This window comes from Kingella bonacorsii, assembly GCF_016623605.1.
Lineage (GTDB): Bacteria > Pseudomonadota > Gammaproteobacteria > Burkholderiales > Neisseriaceae > Kingella_B > Kingella_B oralis.
In genome coordinates this window covers 52,856-68,944 of record NZ_JAEHNZ010000005.1, presented here as the reverse complement: position 1 = coordinate 68,944, position 16,089 = coordinate 52,856, and the positions used below count along the sequence as shown (strand labels likewise).

Below are 16,089 nucleotides of genomic sequence, written 5' to 3'. Positions count from 1 at the left end.
AACAAAAAAATTAGACCTCTTTGTGAGGCGGCTGCCGTAGCAGCGAAAGATGCGAACTATACGCACACAAACCAATATTGTCAATCTCTGCACCTGAAAATATTTCAACCAATTCGCTAAATCTCTGCTGAATAATGGGTTTTTGTTGGCAGAAAAATTAAAACTGCTGGCTTGCTGAACATCAGTGCAATGGTTCGTTCCCATCATTTCATGCAACTGCTTTGGGATTGGGGTGCTTATGCTTAAATAATAAATAATGAAAAGGCAGCCTGAAAAGACGAAATGTGTTTTTCAGGCTGCCTTAAATAAATCATAAACAGTGCTTACAATTTCCCTAACACAATTTTCAGGCTGCCTTTACTAACCACAATCCAACCAACCTTTATTTCTTCTCTTTCGGCGCAGGTGCTTCTAGCTGCTCCTTCCAACCACATTCTTTTTGTGGGCAAACGCGTTGCACGCCCCAGCGTTTAGTTACTTTGCGCATGGTAATTGCCCAGCCGCATTGCGGACAGGGTTGATTTAACGGCTCGCTGTTGATGGCGTATTTGCATTCTGGATAGGTGTCGCAACTATAAAATGTTGTGCCAAAACGGGATTTCCGTTCCACTAAGTGCCCTTTGCCGCATTGCGGACAAGTTATACCTGTATCTTTGGGCTTTTCTAGTGGCTCAACATATTTGCATTTGGGATAGTTGGCGCAACCGATAAATTTTTTGCCTGTGCGGCTGTTTTTGTACACAAGTTGCCCGCCGCATTGTGGGCATTGTCGCCCATTAAGCTCGGCTTGCATGGCTTCATCTTGGGCGATGCGTTCGGCAGCTTGCTCGGCGGTTTCGTTTACATTGCGCGTGTAGTCGCATTCGGGGTAGCCTGCGCAGGCGATGAATCGTCCTGCGCGCCCGAATTTGATTTGCAGCTTGTGATTGCCGCATTTGGGGCAGGTTTCGTCTAGCTCTTCGGTGGTGAATTTGGCGCGTTCTATGCCTTCTTTTTCTTCTACTTGTTTGTGGAAGCCTTGCCAGAAGGTGTCCATAACGGGAATCCATTGGCGTTTGCCGCCTGCAATTTCGTCGAGCTGGTCTTCCAATTTGGCGGTGAAGTCGTAGTCCACATATTGTTGGAAGTGTTCGGTGAGAAATTTGTTGACCACTTCGCCTGTGTCGGTGGGCAGGAAGCGGCGTTGTTCTACAATCACGTATTCGCGGTCTTTGAGCGTTTTGATGATGCTGGCGTAGGTGGAGGGGCGGCCAATGCCGTATTCTTCTAGGGCTTTAACGAGCGTGGCTTCGTTGAAGCGTGGCGATGGCTGGGTGAAGTGTTGTTCGCCGTATAGGTTATCCACGGGGAGCGCGTCGCCAACTGCCATTTCGGGCAGTTTTTTGTTGTTTTCGTCTTCGCTATCGTCTTCGTCTGCGCCTTCTTGGTACACGCTTAAAAAGCCTGCAAACACCAGCACTTGCCCTGTGGCGCGGAAGATGCCATCGCCCACGGCTATATCTACGGTGGTAGCATCAAATTTGGCTTCTACCATTTGGCAGGCGACGCTGCGTTGCCAAATCATTTGATAGAGCTTGAATTGGTCGGCGCTGAGAAAGGGTTTCACGCTTTCTGGCGTGCGATAAACGGATGTAGGGCGGATTGCTTCGTGCGCTTCTTGGGCGTTTTTGGATTTGGTTTTGTACACGCGGGGGCTGTTGGGGAGGTAGTCCGCGCCGATTTTGTTGTCAATATAGTGGCGGATTTCGGTGATGGCATCTTGCGACAGGGTTACGCTATCGGTGCGCATATAGGTAATCAAGCCAACTGCGCCTTGTCCTACATCTATGCCTTCAAAAAGCTGCTGGGCGGTGCGCATGGTGCGGTCGGTGGTGAAACCGAGTTTGCGCACGGCATCTTGTTGCATAGTGGAAGTGGTGTACGGCGCGGCGGGTTTGCGCGTGGCTTTCTTTTTGATGACTTCGGCAACGTGGGCTTCTTTGCCTTGCAGCGCGGCAAGGATGGCAGCTTGGCTGGCTTCGTTGGGCAGGGAGAATTGTTCTAGTTTGGTGTTTTGCCATTGGGTGAGTTTGGCGCTGAATTTGGTGCGCCCTTTGTGGCTGTCCATGTGGATAGACCAGTATTCTTGGGTTTCAAAGGCGCGGATTTCGTTTTCGCGTTCGCAAATCAGGCGCAAGGCGGGGCTTTGCACGCGCCCTGCGGATAAGCCACGGCGGATTTTTTTCCACAGCAAGGGCGATAGGTTGAAACCAACCAGATAATCCAAGGCGCGGCGGGCTTGTTGCGCGTCCACAAGGTTGATGTCTAGCCCGCGCGGGTGTTGGATGGCTTCTTGCACGCCTTTGGGGGTGACTTCGTGGAACACCACGCGTTGCAGCTTGTCGCCGATGTTTGCCATGCCGCGTTTGGATTTGAGAATTTCGGCGATGTGCCATGAAATCGCCTCGCCCTCTCTATCAGGGTCGGTAGCGAGATAGATGGTGTCGGCTTGTTTGGCGGCTTTGACGATTTCGTCCACGTGTTTGGCGGATTTGGCGGGGATTTCGTATTTCATGGCGAAGTTGTCTTCGGGATTGACTGCGCCGTTTTTCTTGATGAGGTCGCGCACGTGCCCAAACGAAGCGAGTACTTCATAATCACTGCCGAGGTATTTTTTGATGGATTTGATTTTGTTGGGAGATTCGACGATAAGGAGATTCTTTGCCATGATGTTGTTCTGCTTGTGAAGTGGATAGATAAGGATTCAGGCTGCTTTTGTGCGGTAATCGGTTTCGTGTTAAGGCAGCCTGAAAACGGATTTTTGGTTTTCAGGCTGCCTTTTGTTTGTAGCGGCTGCCTGAATGTTCTTTTTTTATTATTCTTAAAATAGATAGGTTTTGGCAAGGGGTTGGCGGAAATTGTTTTTCAGGCTGCCTATGGGCAGCAGGATAGACAGCCTGAAAACGCTTTCCCTTTCTTTTATAATTTGTTTTTTATCCGCCGATTTTGCCATGCCGACCATTCGCCATTTTGCCTGCGCCCAACATTTGGAAACGGGCTGCGTGTTGCAGCACAAGAAACTTTCATTCGCGCAATCGCAGTTTGACCAGCCGATGATTGTGCGCGTGTTGCATGGGCGCAAAACGCTGCGCTACGCGGGCGGCGAATTGACTGCAACGACGGGACAATGGCTGCTGATTGCGGGCGGGCAGTCGTTTGACGTGTTGAACGAACCCGATGCGGCGCAGGGCTATCGCACGGAATGGCTGATGCTGGGCGACGAATGGGCGGCGCAGTTTTTCGCGCAGCATCCCGCGCGCGAGACACTGGATTTGGCGCGCGTGCTCCGCCCTGATGCGGCTTGGAACGAAGCACTTTCGCGCGTGTTACAAGGCGTGCAGGCGCGACTGCCTGAAACGGTTTTGGCAGCGCGGACAATGGAATTGCTGGCTTGGCTGGCGCAAGCCAGGACGGTGTTCAACCCGCATTCGGCGCAACCTGTAAGCAAGCAGATACGCCAACTGATTGCGCAGGACATGGCGGCAAGCTGGCAGATAGCGGATGTGGCGCAACGGCTTGGCATGAGCGAAGCAACGCTGCGGCGGCGGTTGGCAAACGAAGGCGCGTCTTTCCGCGAACTGTTGGGCAACATCAAAATGATGCGCGCCCTCACGCTGTTGCAAACGTCGCCGTTGGGTGTGGCGCAGGTGGCGTATGCAGTGGGCTATGAAAGCCCTGCGCGGTTTGCGGCGAAGTTTCGCGCGCATTTTGGCTGCACGCCAAGCGATGTGCGCAAGGCAGCCTGAAAACATTTTTTAGCGGTGCGTTTTAGCTTCGCTCGTTTTCAGGCTGCCTCAAATGCCAAAGGACGCATCTTACTGCGTCCTTTTTGCTGCTTCATCAAACTGCTATCGCGCTTGGCGCACGGTAACTTTGGCTTTGCCCAGCGCGTGTGCGTTGGCGAAAAAGCCCACCAGCGCGGGCGTGGCGTCGGCGGTGATATTGGGCAAGGTTGCCACATCCACGGCGGTAACGGTGATTTCATAGCGGTGATTCTGCCCTTTGGGCGGACATGCACCCATAAAACCCGCTGTGCCGCCATCGGTGCGCGTTTGCAGCGTGCCTTGCGGCAAAGGTTGGTTTTCAGGCAGCGCGGACACGTTGGCGGGGATATTGGCGACCACCCAGTGCATCCAGCCCAAACCTGTGGGCGCGTCTTTGTCGTACATGGTTAGCACGAAACTTTTGGTGCCTTTGGGTGCGTTTTTCCACGAAATGGTGGGCGCGATATTGCCGCCCGTGCAGCCAAAGCCATAGGCTTCGCTTAACAAATGGCGTTGGGCGAAATGTCCGTTTTGCAAGCCGCCCATTTGCACGGAAAATTTGCCTTCGGCAGAGGCAGCGGTGGATAGTGCGGTTAAGCCCATCAGCGCAGCGGTGTAAAGCCATGTTTTCATAATATTTTCCTTGTTGAAATATGATTGAAAACACGGATTATAAGGATGAGCCATGCGTTGCATGATGCAGAAACGTGCAAATATTGTGCGGATTTGGGCAGCCTGAAACGAGTAATAACGTTTTCAGGCTGCCTTATATGATGACCCCACATTGAGGCAGCCTGAAACAGGCAATAGCATTTTCAGGCTGCCTATCGCGCACAAAAAACCGCAAACGCCCAAGCATTTGCGGTTTCGTGTTTGTTCAAATCAATCTTCGTAGCGCTTAAACACCAGCGTGCCGTTGGTACCGCCGAAGCCGAACGAGCTGGATGCTGCCACGCGGATATCGGCTTTGCGCGCTGCGTTGGCGCAGTAATCCAAATCGCAGCCCGCTTCAAAGTCTTGGTTTACAAGGTTGATGGTGGGCGGGGCGATTTGGTCGCGAATCGCCAACACGCTGTAAACGGCTTCCACGCCGCCTGCCGCGCCGAGCAAATGCCCCGTCATGGATTTGGTGGAGCTGATGAGCACTTTTTTCGCGTGTTCGCCCAACACCGATTTAATCGCATTGGTTTCGTTGGCATCACCCAATGGCGTGGATGTGCCGTGCGCGTTGATGTAGTCCACTTCGCTCGGTTGCAGCTTGGCATCTTTGAACGCGCGGGATAACGCCAGCGCGGGGCCTTCCATATTGGGTGCGGTGATGTGGTAGGCATCCGAGCTTGCGCCGAAACCCACGATTTCGGCGTAAATGGTTGCGCCGCGCCGTTTGGCGTGTTCCAACTCTTCCAGCACCAACACGCCCGCGCCCTCGCCCATCACAAAACCGTCGCGGTCTTTGTCCCACGGGCGGGAAGCGGCGGCAGGGTCGTCGTTACGGGTGGACAGGGCTTTCATGGCGGCAAACCCGCCGATGCCCAGCGTGCACACCGCGCCTTCCGCGCCGCCCGCAATCATCACGTCGGCATCGCCGTATTGAATCATCCGCATGGAATCGCCGATGGCGTGCGCGCTGGTGGTGCAGGCGGACACGATGCCGTAGCTAGGGCCGCGATAGCCTTTCAGGATGGTAACGTGCCCCGCAATCAGGTTAATCAGCGAGCTGGGGATGAAAAAGGGGTTGATTTTGCGCGCGCCGCCTGCGGCTACCACGTTTGCCGTGGCTTCAATGGCGGGCAAGCCGCCGATGCCTGAGCCGATGTTTACGCCCACGCGGTCTTTGTCTAACTCGGCAAACTCGTCCAAACAGGCATCGGCGATGGCCTGCATGGCACCTGCGATGCCGTAGTGGATAAAGGCATCCATGCGACGGGCCTCTTTGGGCGGGATGTATTGGGTTACATCAAAATCTTTTACTTCGCCTGCGATTTGGCAAGCGATGTCGGAAGCGTCGAATCGGGTGATTTTGCCGATGCCGCTTTTGCCTGCCAGCAGGTTTTGCCACGCGCTGGGCACGTCATTGCCCACGGGCGATACTTGTCCTAAACCTGTGATAACAACGCGTCGTTGAGTCATGGGATTCTCTTTTGATAAAAGGGGTTTAGCCAAACAGCCCCTGATTTGGGCAGGGCTGCCTGAAAATCAGAGGCTGTTTTGCCAAAAACGGCTTACGCTTGTTTTGAATTAACGTAATCAATCGCAGCTTGAACGGTGGTCAGTTTTTCTGCGTCTTCATCGGGGATTTCGCAGCCGAAGGCTTCTTCCAAAGCCATCACCAGTTCTACGGTGTCCAGCGAATCTGCGCCCAAGTCGTCTTGGAATGATGATTCGTTTTTCACTTCGCTTTCGGCTACGCCTAATTGCTCGGCTACGATGCTTTTCACTTTTTGTTCAATTGACATTATGTTCGTCCTTAAAAAATGCCTTGCGGCGGTTTGAATAAATCTCTATCAAGTTGTATAGAGTGGTTTCTCTAGTTTTGAGTTTGCGAATTTTAACCGCTTTTTTGCTGTTTTGACTACTCTTTACATGAAAATTCGTGCAAAGAGTTTTCAGGCTGCCTATTTGGGTTCGTCAATGGGAACGTAGCCTTGCACTTGGTCTGCGCCGTCGCCGAAAAAGTAGCTTTCCATTTGCTGCGCCAAATATTCGCGGGCGCGCGGGTCGGCGAGGCTGAGGCGGTTTTCGTTGATGAGCATGGTTTGGTGGCGCGTCCATGCGTCCCATGCTTCTTGGGAGACGTTTTCAAAAATGCGTTTGCCCAGTGCGTTGGGCAGCGGGGGGAATTTCATGCCTTCGGCTTCTTTGCCGAGCTTGACACATTGAACCATGCGGGCCATTTTGCTTTCCTCGTTGTGTGGTGTGAAATGGGCGGCATATTAGCAAATTTCAGGCTGCCTGAATAGTTGAGGCAGCCTGAAAAGGGTTATTTAAACAGCGAAGCCAGTTTGCCAAACAAGCCTTTGGGCTGGGTTTCGTTTGCGCTGTGGTTGGCTGCGTTATCAGCTGGGGCGTTGCCTGATGCGGGGGGTTTGCGGCTCACGGTGTGGGCGGCAAAAGTTTGGGCTACGGGCATGATTTCTATGGCGTTTACGTTCATGTGTTCGGGGCATTGGTAGAGCCATAGGGCGGTGCGGGCGATGTCTTCGGCGCGGATGTAATCCACGTTTTCATATAATTGGTTTACACGCGCTTCGTCGCCTTTGAAGCGGACGTTGGAAAATTCGGTGCCGCCGCACAAGCCCGGTTCTATGTTGGTGATGCGGATGTTTTTGCCGGCCAAATCGGCGCGTAGATTGAGGCTGAATTGGCGCACAAAGGCTTTGGTTGCGCCGTACACGTTGCCGCCTGCGTAGGGGTATGTGCCTGCGATGGAGCCGATGTTGATGATGTAGCCTCGGTTGCGCTCCACCATTTGTGGCAGCACTTGGCGGGTTAGGTAAATCAGCCCGAGCACATTGGTTTGCACCATGGTTTCCCAATCTTCAAAGCTGGCTTGATGGGCGGGTTCTAGCCCAAGGGCAAGCCCTGCGTTGTTAATCAGGCAGTCTATGCTTTGGAAGGCTTCGGGGAGTTGAGCGAGGCTGGCGAGGGCGATATTGACGGAATTTTTGTCGCCCACGTCCATTTCTAGCGGCTGGAACATAAAGCCGAGCTCGTTTTGCAACTCGGCGAGTTTGTCTGCGCGGCGGGCTGCGCCGATAACGGGATAACCCGCTTGCACGAATGCACGGCACATGGCTGCGCCGAAGCCTGCGGATGCGCCTGTAATCAAAATGGCCATGATGTTTTGTCCTTTCTTGGGTGGTGGGGTATGATTTGGTTCATTTTAATGGTTTTCAGGCTGCCTTGATATAGTGTTCGGCAGCCTGAAAACGGGTTTGCAAGGATGAAGCGTTATGGCAAAACAAAAACCTGCTTTTGCGGTTACTTGGGCATGGCTGTGGCAACGCCCTGTGTGTTTCGTTGGATTTGGCTTTGGCACGGGGCTTGCACCCAAAGCGCCGGGCACGGTGGGCACGCTGCCTGCGGTGTTTATAGCGGGGCTGCTGTTGGGCTGTGGCATGAGCAAGCTGGCGTTGGGCTTGCTGTGCATTGCTTTGTTTTTGATTGGTATTTGGATTTGCAATGTAACCGAGCGTGCGCTGGGGGTGCATGATTATGGCGGGATTGTGTGGGATGAGATTGTGGCGATGATGCTGATTTATGCGTGCGTGCCGCAGGGATTGGGCTGGTGGGCGGTTTCGTTTGCGGTGTTTCGCTTTTTTGATGCGGTGAAGCCGCCGCCGATTAAGTGGTTTGACCAGCGCGTGCGTGGGGGGCTGGGCGTGATGTTGGATGATTTGATTGCGGCGGTGTTGAGCATTGCGGTAGTTTGGCTGTTGGTTTGGCTGTGTTGATGGAGGCAGCCTGAAACGGGGTTTTATCGGTTTTCAGGCTGCCTGTTGTGATGCGAACGGTTGTACCCGTTTGTATGTATTCAAGCAAAGGATGGGCGGATAACCGCGCCCTATTCTTCTTTAATCTTGTGTTTTAGAGCGATTTGCCATGACGGAAAGCATTATTGAACTGCGCCATTTGCGCACTTTGCTGGCGTTGGAAGAAACGGGCAGCGTTTCCCTTGCCGCGCAACGGGTGTTTTTAACCCAATCGGCGCTGTCGCACCAGCTTCGCGTGTTGGAGATTTATTTTGACACGCCGCTGTTTGAGCGCAAAACCTCGCCGATTCGTTTCACGCCGGCGGGCGAGCGGCTGCTGAAACTGGGGCATGAACTGCTGCCGCGCGTGGCGGCGGCGGAGCGGGATTTGATGCAGATTGTGCAAGGCGAGGCGGGCGAATTGCGCATTGCGGTGGAATGCCACACTTGTTTTGATTGGCTGATGCCTGCGATGGGCGTGTTTCGCCCGCAATGGCCGCAGGTGGAATTGGATATTGTGTCGGGCTTTCAGGCCGACCCTGTGGCGCTGCTGTTATCCCATCGCGCAGATTTTGCCATTGTGTCGGAAGCCGCGCCGCAAGCGGGGGTGGCGTATCAGCCGCTGTTTGCTTATGAGATGGTGGGTATTTGCGCGCCAGACCATCCGCTTGCCAACAAGCCTGTGTGGCAGGCGGAGGATTTTATGGATGAAACGTTGATTACCTATCCCGTGCCCGATGATATGCTGGATTTGTTGAAAAAAGTGCTGCTGCCGCGCGGCATCAACCCCAAGCGGCGCAACAGCGAGCTTACGATTACCATTGTGCAACTGGTTGCCAGCAAACGCGGCGTGGCGGCGTTGCCTTATTGGGCGGTGATGCCGTATGTGGAGAAAAATTATGTGGTGCATCGCCCGATTGGCGAAAAGCCATTGCAAAGCGAGCTTTACGCCGCGATGCGCGAGGAAGACAGCGAGCGTGCTTATATCAACGATTTTTGCACGATTATTCGACAAGAGAGCTTTGCTAATTTGCCTGCGTTGAGCGTGTTGGCGATGTGAGGGGGGGGGTTTCGTTTCAGGCTGCCTTTGGGGAATGGCAAAGACAGCCTGAAAAACAAAATCGCTTGGTGTTTTGCCACGCGGTTTTTTGTTGAGATGATTGGATTTCAGGCTGCCTAATCCCACCACACTCGTTTAATGCTGCCATCCTCTCCCCTACATCCAGCCGAACGCAGCATTCTTTTTTCGGAAACAAGCGTGCGCTTGTCCGACGACGCGCAAAGCGCGGCTAGTTCGCACGCGCCGAAAAAAGGATGCAGCCTTCGGGAAGCATCTGCACATCGGGGTCGCCTTTCTTTTGCTTAGAACCTGTATTCGTTATCTGCACGAGCGGATTTTGTATTCAGTGAATACGAATACAAGGCGACAAGCCAAGTTAATAGTGGTTCTATTAGCTTGGCTTGGCAACGCAATAGGCGTGTTCAATGAATACAAAAGCAACCGTGCAGATGGCGAATACAGGTTCTCATCTTTGGCGAAGCAAAGAAAAGTAAGTGCCCCGTCGGCATGAGACGCATGGTTAAAACCACACCCAAAGCCAACCACAAAGCAGCAACCCAAAGCGTGGTGTGCGGCGCAACGCACGTTCTAGCCAATCCATTCTAGTTACGCTGAACTGAATTTCAGGCTGCCTCGTTTACATCCATCAAGGCAGCCTGAAACCCATTTCACCCACCACCCCAAAAGGCAGCCTGAAAATATTTCGGTATAATTTCCCCCTTTTCCATCCATTGCAAAACCCCCGTGAAAATCCTCATTTTAGGCTGCGGACAAGTCGGCTCCGCCATCGCCGAAGAACTCGCCGCCATGCCCAGCAACGATGTAACCATTGTGGACACCGATGAACAAGCCCTGAAAAACATCGCCAGCCGCCTTGATGTGCAAACGCTGGTGGGCAACGCCGCCTCGCCCGTTTTGCTGGAACAAGCAGGCGCGCCCGACACCGATATGCTGCTCGCGCTCACCCGCAGCGACGAAACCAACCTCGTTGCCTGCAAACTCGCCGCCACGCTGTTCAACATCCCGCAGCGCATCGCCCGCGTGCGCAATTCCGCCTACCAAGAATACGGCGAAACCGATCAAGACCCCGACACCCTATCCGCCAGCCTCAAAGCCTTTGACATCACCGATTCCATCCACCCCGAGCATCTGCTCACCGAACACGTCGCAGGCTTGTTGAGCTATGTGCGCGCCCTGCAAGTGCTGCCTTTTGCCCACGACAAAGTGCGCATGGTGGTTGCCGAAGCCAAAGCCGATGACTGGCTGGTGGGCAAAAGCCTCGTGCAAATCAACGCCCAGCTGGGCGAAACCCTCGACTGCCAAATCTCCGCCATCTACCGCAACACGCGCCTGATTGTGCCGCAGCCTGAAACCGTCATCGAAGAAGGCGACGAAATCGCCTTTATGGTTGATTCCAAACACATGGCGGCGGTGATGTATGTGCTGTTTGAATACAACCAATCCAATCATCGCGTGATGATTGCGGGCGGCGGCAACGTGGGCTTTCGGCTGGCAAAAAAAATGGAACACAAGTTCAACATCAAAATCATTGAAGAAGATGCCCAACGCGCCGAATGGCTTGCCGAGCAGCTAGACAACACGCTGGTATTGTACGGCTCTGCCACCGATGAAAGCCTGCTCACGCGCGAATACATCAACGAAATTGACGTGTTTTGCGCCCTAACCAACGACGATGAAAACAACATCATGGCAGGCCTGCTCGCCAAAAACCTCGGCGCAAAACGCGTCATCAGCGTCATCAACCGCGCCCGCTATGTGGATTTGCTCACCGGCAACCAGCTGGACATCATCGTTTCGCCGCACCAAATCACCATCGGCAGCGTGCTCGCCCATGTGCGCCGCGGCGACATCGCCGCCATCTATCCCCTGCGGCGCGGCGCGGCGGAAGTCATCGAAGCCGTTGTGCACGGCGACCGCGCCACCTCATCGCTGGTGGGGCGGCGCGTGGACGAAGTCAAATGGCCCTCCACCTGCCACATCGCCGCCATCGTGCGCGGCGACGAAGTCATCATGGGGCGGCACCACGACCAAATCCTTGCCGACGGCGACAGGCTGGTGCTGTTCGTTTCCCGCCGCCGCGTCTCGCGCGAATTGGAAAAATTGATACAAGTGAAGATGGGTTTTTTTGGCTGATGATTTGTTTTCAGGCTGCCTTTGGAACGCGCATCAAGGCAGCCTGAAAAACGCAAACCAAGCCCATCCCAATATTCCATCCCGTTTTCGTTTCGCAAAAATCCGCCAACCCTTTTGAGCTTCGCCAAGCCCGCCAACCCGATTTCAGGCTGCCTCTTGCCGCCCATTCCCAACACCATGCCACCCATCCAATCCCCGCAAAACCCCCAGCTCAAACACCTCGCCAAAATCCTAACCGCCGCCAAACACCGCCGCGAACACCGGCAAGCCGCGCTGGAAGGCGCGCACCTGCTCGCCGCCTATTTAGACGCAGGCAACACGCCGCAGCAGGTATACATCCCCGAGCCAAAATTACGGCAGCCTGAAACCGCCGCGCTCGCCGCAAGGCTGCCTGAAAACCGCATCACCCCCGTCGCCCCCCATTTGCTGCAAAAAATCAGCAGCCTGAACCACGCCGACGACATCATCAGCCTCATCGCCCTGCCCTGCCCCGCGTCGCCCGCCCGCGAAGATTGCATCGTGTTAGACGCGGTGCAAGACGCGGGCAACGTGGGCACGGTGCTGCGCAGCGCGGCGGCGGCAGGCATCCGCCATGTGGTGCTGGGCGCGGGCTGCGCCGATGCCTATTCGCCCAAAGTGTTGCGCGCGGGCATGGGCGCGCATTTTGCGCTCACGCTGCACGAGCGCGTGAATTTGCGCGACTGGCTGGCAGGCTACCCCCACCGCACGCTCGCCACCGCGCTCACCGAACACAACAATTTTTCCTTATACGACTTGGATTTGCGCCCACCATCCGCATGGATTTTCGGCAACGAAGGCAGCGGCGTGTCGCCCGACATCCTTGCCGCCGCCGATGCCACGGTCAAAATCCCCATGCAAGGCGCGGTGGAATCGCTCAACATCGCCCAAGCCGCCACCATCTGCCTGTTTGAACAAATGCGGCAACGCTTGGCAGCCTGAAAAACCCAATCTTTAAATCTGCCGCGCCAACATTATTTTCAGGCTGCCCTCGGCGGCGCAAAAGCCTCGGCCGGCAACGCCGTTGCACCAAGCTGCCAACCCGCCCAAAAGTTGCCCCCGCCCGCAATACTCTCTACAATGCCCGTGTGCCGCCCGCTGCGGACTATTTTTATAACGAACGAAAGGACAACCCCATGAAACAAAAATTCACCTTAGCCGCGCTTACGATTGCCCTGTTTACCGCCCCCGCGCTTGCTGCGCCCACCGCGCAACAAGAGCAGCTCAACGAAGACTGCGCCATTGTTGCCAACATCGCCTTGGATTCTATGGGGCAGTTTCAAGCAGGCAAAAACCAATCTACCGCGCTGAAAATGCTGCAACAAAAATACGTTAAGCCCGCCAAGCCCGAAGCGCAAAAATTGGTGGGCAACATCGTGGAAGGCATCAACAATATGCTCTACAAACAACCCAAAGGCACAATTGAAATCGGCAAAACCGATGCCGAACGCCAAGACCATATGCAAGCATGGGCAGCCGCGGTTTACACCACTTGCATCAACAATGGCAAATAACACGGCTGCCCGCCATCAAAAAACGCCCGTCAAATGGTTTGACGGGCGTTTTGGCTTTTCAGGCTGCCTCAGGCTGTGCGCGGCAACGCCATGATGCGTTGCAAAAACAAAAAGCCCATGCGCGCGCATAGGCTTTTTTGATGGGGCAAAACGAATACGGTCAGTTGCCGCCGCGCCGGTAATTGGGGCGCATCACCAAGGTAATATCGCCCGCTTTCGCCCATTCGCCCATTTTGTGATCCGTAACGCCCGCGCCGGAGGCAACGCCGTAAGAATCGATTACCCAGTCGTTGCCTTGCGCGTCTTTGCCGTAATACATGGCAACGTGATACACGTTGGCAAAATATTTGCCGCTTGTGCCCGCGCCTTCGGGGTTTTGTTTGGAATAGGCTAATAAATCGCCGCGCTCAAACTCATTGGTTTCGTTAATCCACACGTCGCCGTGGGCAAAGAACCAACGCGCCACGCCATAGGCTTGATGCGGCGGATAGGTGTAGGCGGTGGGATCTATGCGTTCGTTTTTGTCGCTGGCATAGGTTGAGTGTTGATAATCATAGCCTTGCAGCACCAAATTGAGGAATGCCGAGCAGGTGATGGGATAGGGTTTTTGGTAATTGGCGCGCACATTAAAGGTGAATTTGTCGCGCACGGGAGATGAGCGTGAAGCGTCCCAAATCAGCTCGATGCCTGCATCGGCAAAGGTTTGCGCGCGTTCCATTTGGCGTTGAATACCCAATACATCTACAGGCGTGCTCGGTGCGGTTTTAAAACCATAAGGCACCGCCCATTTGCCATCTGCCAAAGGTACTGCCATGCGCCCCAATCGGCTATCGGGCAGGGTGTCTTCAATGGTGAACGTCATGCCTGCGCCATCGCTAACGCTTTCATGCCCTTTGGTGCGCACTTTGCCGCGCAAACCGTGAACAGACATCGGCTCAACGGTGATGTCGTATTCGGCAATTTTTTCGGGTTGGGGTGTGGGAGTCGGCTGCGGAGCGGGGGCGGGCTCAGGCGTTGGAATCGGGGTTGGTTGCGGTGTGGGCGTGGGTTGTGGAGTCGGTTGCGGCGTAGGTTGGGGGGTAGGCGTGGGGGGCGGCGGGGTCGGGTTGCTGCCCGTTGTTTTGATTGTTTTGGTCTGCGCCTTTGTTGTTTTTGCCTGTGATTAAAAGCGCTTTTGAATTGTCGCCGCTGCGGTGCCGTTTGGTGTCCACGCTGACGGATTTTTTGCAGGCGGTAAGTGCCAAAGCGCAGCTTACGGCAATGGCGACGGGCTTGGTAACGTTCATGATGGTGTTCTCCAAAAAATTAGGGGGAAAAGTGCGCAATCTGCGGCATAAGCGCGTTAGGCTGCGCTGGCGATGCTGTTTGCTGTTTTTGTTGCCATCAGAACGATAAGAAATTGGCGTACAAAAAATGGAGACGGGTATTTGGATGCAATAAGGCAGCCTGAAAACGGGAAACGGATTTTCAGGCTGTCTTGACTGCGTTCATCGCGGGAACGGCACGGCAGGGGGCAAAACTTTCCAGCTTCTCGGGCGCTAACCAACCGGCATGCTGTTTGAGAAAACAAAGGCTGGCGGAAAGCTGCGCCGTCGGCTTTTAATGAGCGGGCAAAAGGACTAGAATCCTGCTTGCAACACCCGATTGGCTTTAACTTTCAAGGAGAATGATGATGCGCAATATGAAAACCGCCGCACTGCTGTGCGCTGTCGTGCTGAATGCCTCTGCTTGGGCTGCACCGTTGGTAAAAACCTTGCCCGGCGACCTGACTTTGGAGCAGGCGCAGGCTGTGGTGAGGGCTTCGGTGCGCAAGGCGGAAGCGATTAAAGTGCCGATGAACATTGCCGTGATGGATGCGGGCGGTAACCTGAAAGCGTTTGCCCGCATGGATGATGCCTTTCTCGGCAGCATCGACATCGCCACCCGCAAGGCCAGAACGGCACGCTATTTCAATATGCCCACCCGCGATTTGGGCAAAGCCGCGCAGCCCGGTGCCGAGCTGTACGGCATTGAGGCGACCAACGGCGGCTTGGCGATTTTTGCCGGCGGCGTGTTGCTGGTCAACCGCTCCGGCGTGATTGTGGGGAGCATCGGCGTGAGCGGCGGCTCGGTGGACGAAGACGAAAGCGTTGCCAAAGCCGGCGCAGCCGCCCTGCCGGAACGGTAAACAACCGTTGCCATGCGTTGAAAAACCGCAGCCTGTATCACACGCAGGCTGCGGTTTTATATTTTCAGGCTGCCCCTGCGGGTGAGGCAGCCTGAAAATTGGTCTAGCTCACGCCACAATCCCACGCTCCTTCAATTCCAACAATCCCGCCAAAACGGCATCGCGCTGTTTTTTTGCCTTTGCCATCGGCGCGGCGAGCACGGTTTCGCTTTCGCCCAAATCGATGAGAAACTGCAACATAACGCCCGCAACCGGATGCCTGCCGGCGAAATCGGAATCCAACACGCCGCTTTCCAGAATGCGGCTTCGTTGGGCGACAAACTGGTTTTCGTGGTTGATTGTGATTAAACGGGCGGGCACGCCCAAGCAGTAAAAATCTAAAAATTGGGCGCGGGAGATGTCCAAAGCCCAATCGGTGTCGGCATAAAAATCGTTTTTGAAACGCAGAATTTCCCCGCTTAAACCTTGGATTAGGTCAAATCCCGTATTGCTGATTTTCAGTTTGCCGATTTTGCCTGCCAGCCGCACGCGTTTCAGCAGGGGCGTGTTGAAAACGGCGATGTCGCCCGTTTTCAGATTGTTTATCTCGATGTCTTCAAACACGGCGGGGCCGACCATGCAGTTCAGGATTTCGCAATCCGACAGCCTGATGTTTTTGAAACGGGATATTTTGGCGGCATCGTCTTGCGTGCCGATACTGCAATTGTCGAAAACGCAATGCGAGAGAGCTTTGTTTTCCATGCGGACGGGGGCGCGTTTGTCCAAGCTGCGTTCCATAAAGAAGCGGGTGTTTTTGATTTCGCTGAACATGGTTGTTCCTTGTCGGGCGGTGTTTGGTTTTTCAGACGGCGTTTCGGGCTGCCTTTGATGCCGTCTGAAAGACAGCCTGAAAAGGGTTTGA

At 54.5% G+C, this 16,089-nt stretch carries 16 protein-coding genes; 7 read left to right on the top strand and 9 right to left on the bottom strand.

The window, feature by feature from the left end:
* Positions 1–382: 382 nt before the first annotated feature.
* A complete protein-coding gene (topA, locus tag JDW22_RS12260; RefSeq protein ID WP_200523284.1) occupies positions 383–2,707 on the bottom strand; it encodes a type I DNA topoisomerase in 2,325 nt (774 codons plus the stop codon).
* 283 nt (positions 2,708–2,990) lie between these two features.
* On the opposite strand from topA, the gene JDW22_RS12255 reads away from it, so the two are divergent.
* Positions 2,991–3,785 carry a helix-turn-helix transcriptional regulator gene (locus JDW22_RS12255; RefSeq protein ID WP_200523283.1) on the top strand — a complete coding sequence of 265 codons (795 nt, stop codon included), beginning with the start codon at positions 2,991–2,993 and terminating at the stop codon, positions 3,783–3,785.
* Between the two features lie 102 nt (positions 3,786–3,887).
* On the opposite strand, the gene JDW22_RS12250 is transcribed toward JDW22_RS12255, so the two are convergent.
* The 5 genes from JDW22_RS12250 to JDW22_RS12230 form a co-directional block, all read right to left on the bottom strand.
* Positions 3,888–4,436, bottom strand: coding sequence for a YbhB/YbcL family Raf kinase inhibitor-like protein (locus tag JDW22_RS12250; RefSeq protein WP_200523282.1), 549 nt, complete (start codon positions 4,434–4,436; stop codon positions 3,888–3,890).
* Between the two features lie 249 nt (positions 4,437–4,685).
* Positions 4,686–5,933 (bottom strand): beta-ketoacyl-ACP synthase II, encoded by a 1,248-nt coding sequence (gene fabF / locus JDW22_RS12245; RefSeq protein WP_200523281.1) that lies wholly within the window; start codon positions 5,931–5,933, stop codon positions 4,686–4,688.
* Between the two features lie 92 nt (positions 5,934–6,025).
* Positions 6,026–6,262 (bottom strand): acyl carrier protein, encoded by a 237-nt coding sequence (gene acpP / locus JDW22_RS12240; RefSeq protein WP_200523336.1) that lies wholly within the window; start codon positions 6,260–6,262, stop codon positions 6,026–6,028.
* A 156-nt stretch (positions 6,263–6,418) separates the two neighbouring features.
* A complete protein-coding gene (locus tag JDW22_RS12235) occupies positions 6,419–6,697 on the bottom strand; it encodes an oxidative damage protection protein (RefSeq protein ID WP_200523280.1) in 279 nt (92 codons plus the stop codon).
* An 86-nt stretch (positions 6,698–6,783) separates the two neighbouring features.
* Positions 6,784–7,641 (bottom strand): SDR family oxidoreductase, encoded by an 858-nt coding sequence (locus JDW22_RS12230; RefSeq protein ID WP_200523279.1) that lies wholly within the window; start codon positions 7,639–7,641, stop codon positions 6,784–6,786.
* 115 nt (positions 7,642–7,756) lie between these two features.
* On the opposite strand from JDW22_RS12230, the gene JDW22_RS12225 reads away from it, so the two are divergent.
* The 5 genes from JDW22_RS12225 to JDW22_RS12205 all read left to right on the top strand — a co-directional run bounded on the left by JDW22_RS12225 (position 7,757) and on the right by JDW22_RS12205 (position 13,021).
* Positions 7,757–8,257, top strand: a complete 501-nt coding sequence (locus JDW22_RS12225) for a phosphatidylglycerophosphatase A family protein (protein ID WP_200523278.1) — start codon at positions 7,757–7,759, stop codon at positions 8,255–8,257.
* 148 nt (positions 8,258–8,405) lie between these two features.
* Positions 8,406–9,335 (top strand): LysR family transcriptional regulator, encoded by a 930-nt coding sequence (locus tag JDW22_RS12220; RefSeq protein ID WP_003797848.1) that lies wholly within the window; start codon positions 8,406–8,408, stop codon positions 9,333–9,335.
* A gap of 744 nt (positions 9,336–10,079) precedes the next feature.
* The gene (gene trkA / locus JDW22_RS12215; RefSeq protein WP_200523277.1) at positions 10,080–11,489 is read left to right on the top strand and encodes a Trk system potassium transporter TrkA; all 1,410 of its coding nucleotides are present in this window, start codon (positions 10,080–10,082) and stop codon (positions 11,487–11,489) included.
* Positions 11,490–11,666: 177 nt separating this feature from the next.
* A complete protein-coding gene (locus tag JDW22_RS12210; protein WP_200523335.1) occupies positions 11,667–12,449 on the top strand; it encodes a TrmH family RNA methyltransferase in 783 nt (260 codons plus the stop codon).
* A 194-nt stretch (positions 12,450–12,643) separates the two neighbouring features.
* Entirely contained in the window at positions 12,644–13,021 is a 378-nt protein-coding gene (locus tag JDW22_RS12205) for a hypothetical protein (protein WP_200523276.1), read from the top strand.
* Between the two features lie 160 nt (positions 13,022–13,181).
* On the opposite strand, the gene JDW22_RS12200 is transcribed toward JDW22_RS12205, so the two are convergent.
* Positions 13,182–13,952 (bottom strand): hypothetical protein, encoded by a 771-nt coding sequence (locus JDW22_RS12200; RefSeq protein ID WP_200523275.1) that lies wholly within the window; start codon positions 13,950–13,952, stop codon positions 13,182–13,184.
* 76 nt (positions 13,953–14,028) lie between these two features.
* Positions 14,029–14,307 (bottom strand): hypothetical protein, encoded by a 279-nt coding sequence (locus JDW22_RS12195; RefSeq protein WP_200523274.1) that lies wholly within the window; start codon positions 14,305–14,307, stop codon positions 14,029–14,031.
* 386 nt (positions 14,308–14,693) lie between these two features.
* On the opposite strand from JDW22_RS12195, the gene JDW22_RS12190 reads away from it, so the two are divergent.
* Positions 14,694–15,188 carry a GlcG/HbpS family heme-binding protein gene (locus tag JDW22_RS12190; protein WP_200523334.1) on the top strand — a complete coding sequence of 165 codons (495 nt, stop codon included), beginning with the start codon at positions 14,694–14,696 and terminating at the stop codon, positions 15,186–15,188.
* Between the two features lie 108 nt (positions 15,189–15,296).
* On the opposite strand, the gene JDW22_RS12185 is transcribed toward JDW22_RS12190, so the two are convergent.
* Complete coding sequence (locus JDW22_RS12185) at positions 15,297–15,998, bottom strand: glycoside hydrolase family protein (protein WP_200523273.1); 702 nt, start codon at positions 15,996–15,998, stop codon at positions 15,297–15,299.
* Positions 15,999–16,089: the final 91 nt, after the last annotated feature.

Bases quoted from the DNA above. Each gene is read 5' to 3' on its own strand.
- topA (WP_200523284.1), bottom strand. From the start codon at position 2,707: ATGGCAAAGAATCTCCTTATCGTCGAATCTCCCAACAAAATCAAATCC.
- JDW22_RS12255 (WP_200523283.1), top strand. From the start codon at position 2,991: ATGCCGACCATTCGCCATTTTGCCTGCGCCCAACATTTGGAAACGGGC.
- JDW22_RS12250 (WP_200523282.1), bottom strand. From the start codon at position 4,436: ATGAAAACATGGCTTTACACCGCTGCGCTGATGGGCTTAACCGCACTA.
- fabF (WP_200523281.1), bottom strand. From the start codon at position 5,933: ATGACTCAACGACGCGTTGTTATCACAGGTTTAGGACAAGTATCGCCC.
- JDW22_RS12235 (WP_200523280.1), bottom strand. From the start codon at position 6,697: ATGGCCCGCATGGTTCAATGTGTCAAGCTCGGCAAAGAAGCCGAAGGC.
- JDW22_RS12230 (WP_200523279.1), bottom strand. From the start codon at position 7,641: ATGGCCATTTTGATTACAGGCGCATCCGCAGGCTTCGGCGCAGCCATG.
- JDW22_RS12225 (WP_200523278.1), top strand. From the start codon at position 7,757: ATGGCAAAACAAAAACCTGCTTTTGCGGTTACTTGGGCATGGCTGTGG.
- JDW22_RS12220 (WP_003797848.1), top strand. From the start codon at position 8,406: ATGACGGAAAGCATTATTGAACTGCGCCATTTGCGCACTTTGCTGGCG.
- JDW22_RS12210 (WP_200523335.1), top strand. From the start codon at position 11,667: ATGCCACCCATCCAATCCCCGCAAAACCCCCAGCTCAAACACCTCGCC.
- JDW22_RS12205 (WP_200523276.1), top strand. From the start codon at position 12,644: ATGAAACAAAAATTCACCTTAGCCGCGCTTACGATTGCCCTGTTTACC.
- JDW22_RS12200 (WP_200523275.1), bottom strand. From the start codon at position 13,952: ATGTCTGTTCACGGTTTGCGCGGCAAAGTGCGCACCAAAGGGCATGAA.
- JDW22_RS12195 (WP_200523274.1), bottom strand. From the start codon at position 14,307: ATGAACGTTACCAAGCCCGTCGCCATTGCCGTAAGCTGCGCTTTGGCA.
- JDW22_RS12190 (WP_200523334.1), top strand. From the start codon at position 14,694: ATGCGCAATATGAAAACCGCCGCACTGCTGTGCGCTGTCGTGCTGAAT.
- JDW22_RS12185 (WP_200523273.1), bottom strand. From the start codon at position 15,998: ATGTTCAGCGAAATCAAAAACACCCGCTTCTTTATGGAACGCAGCTTG.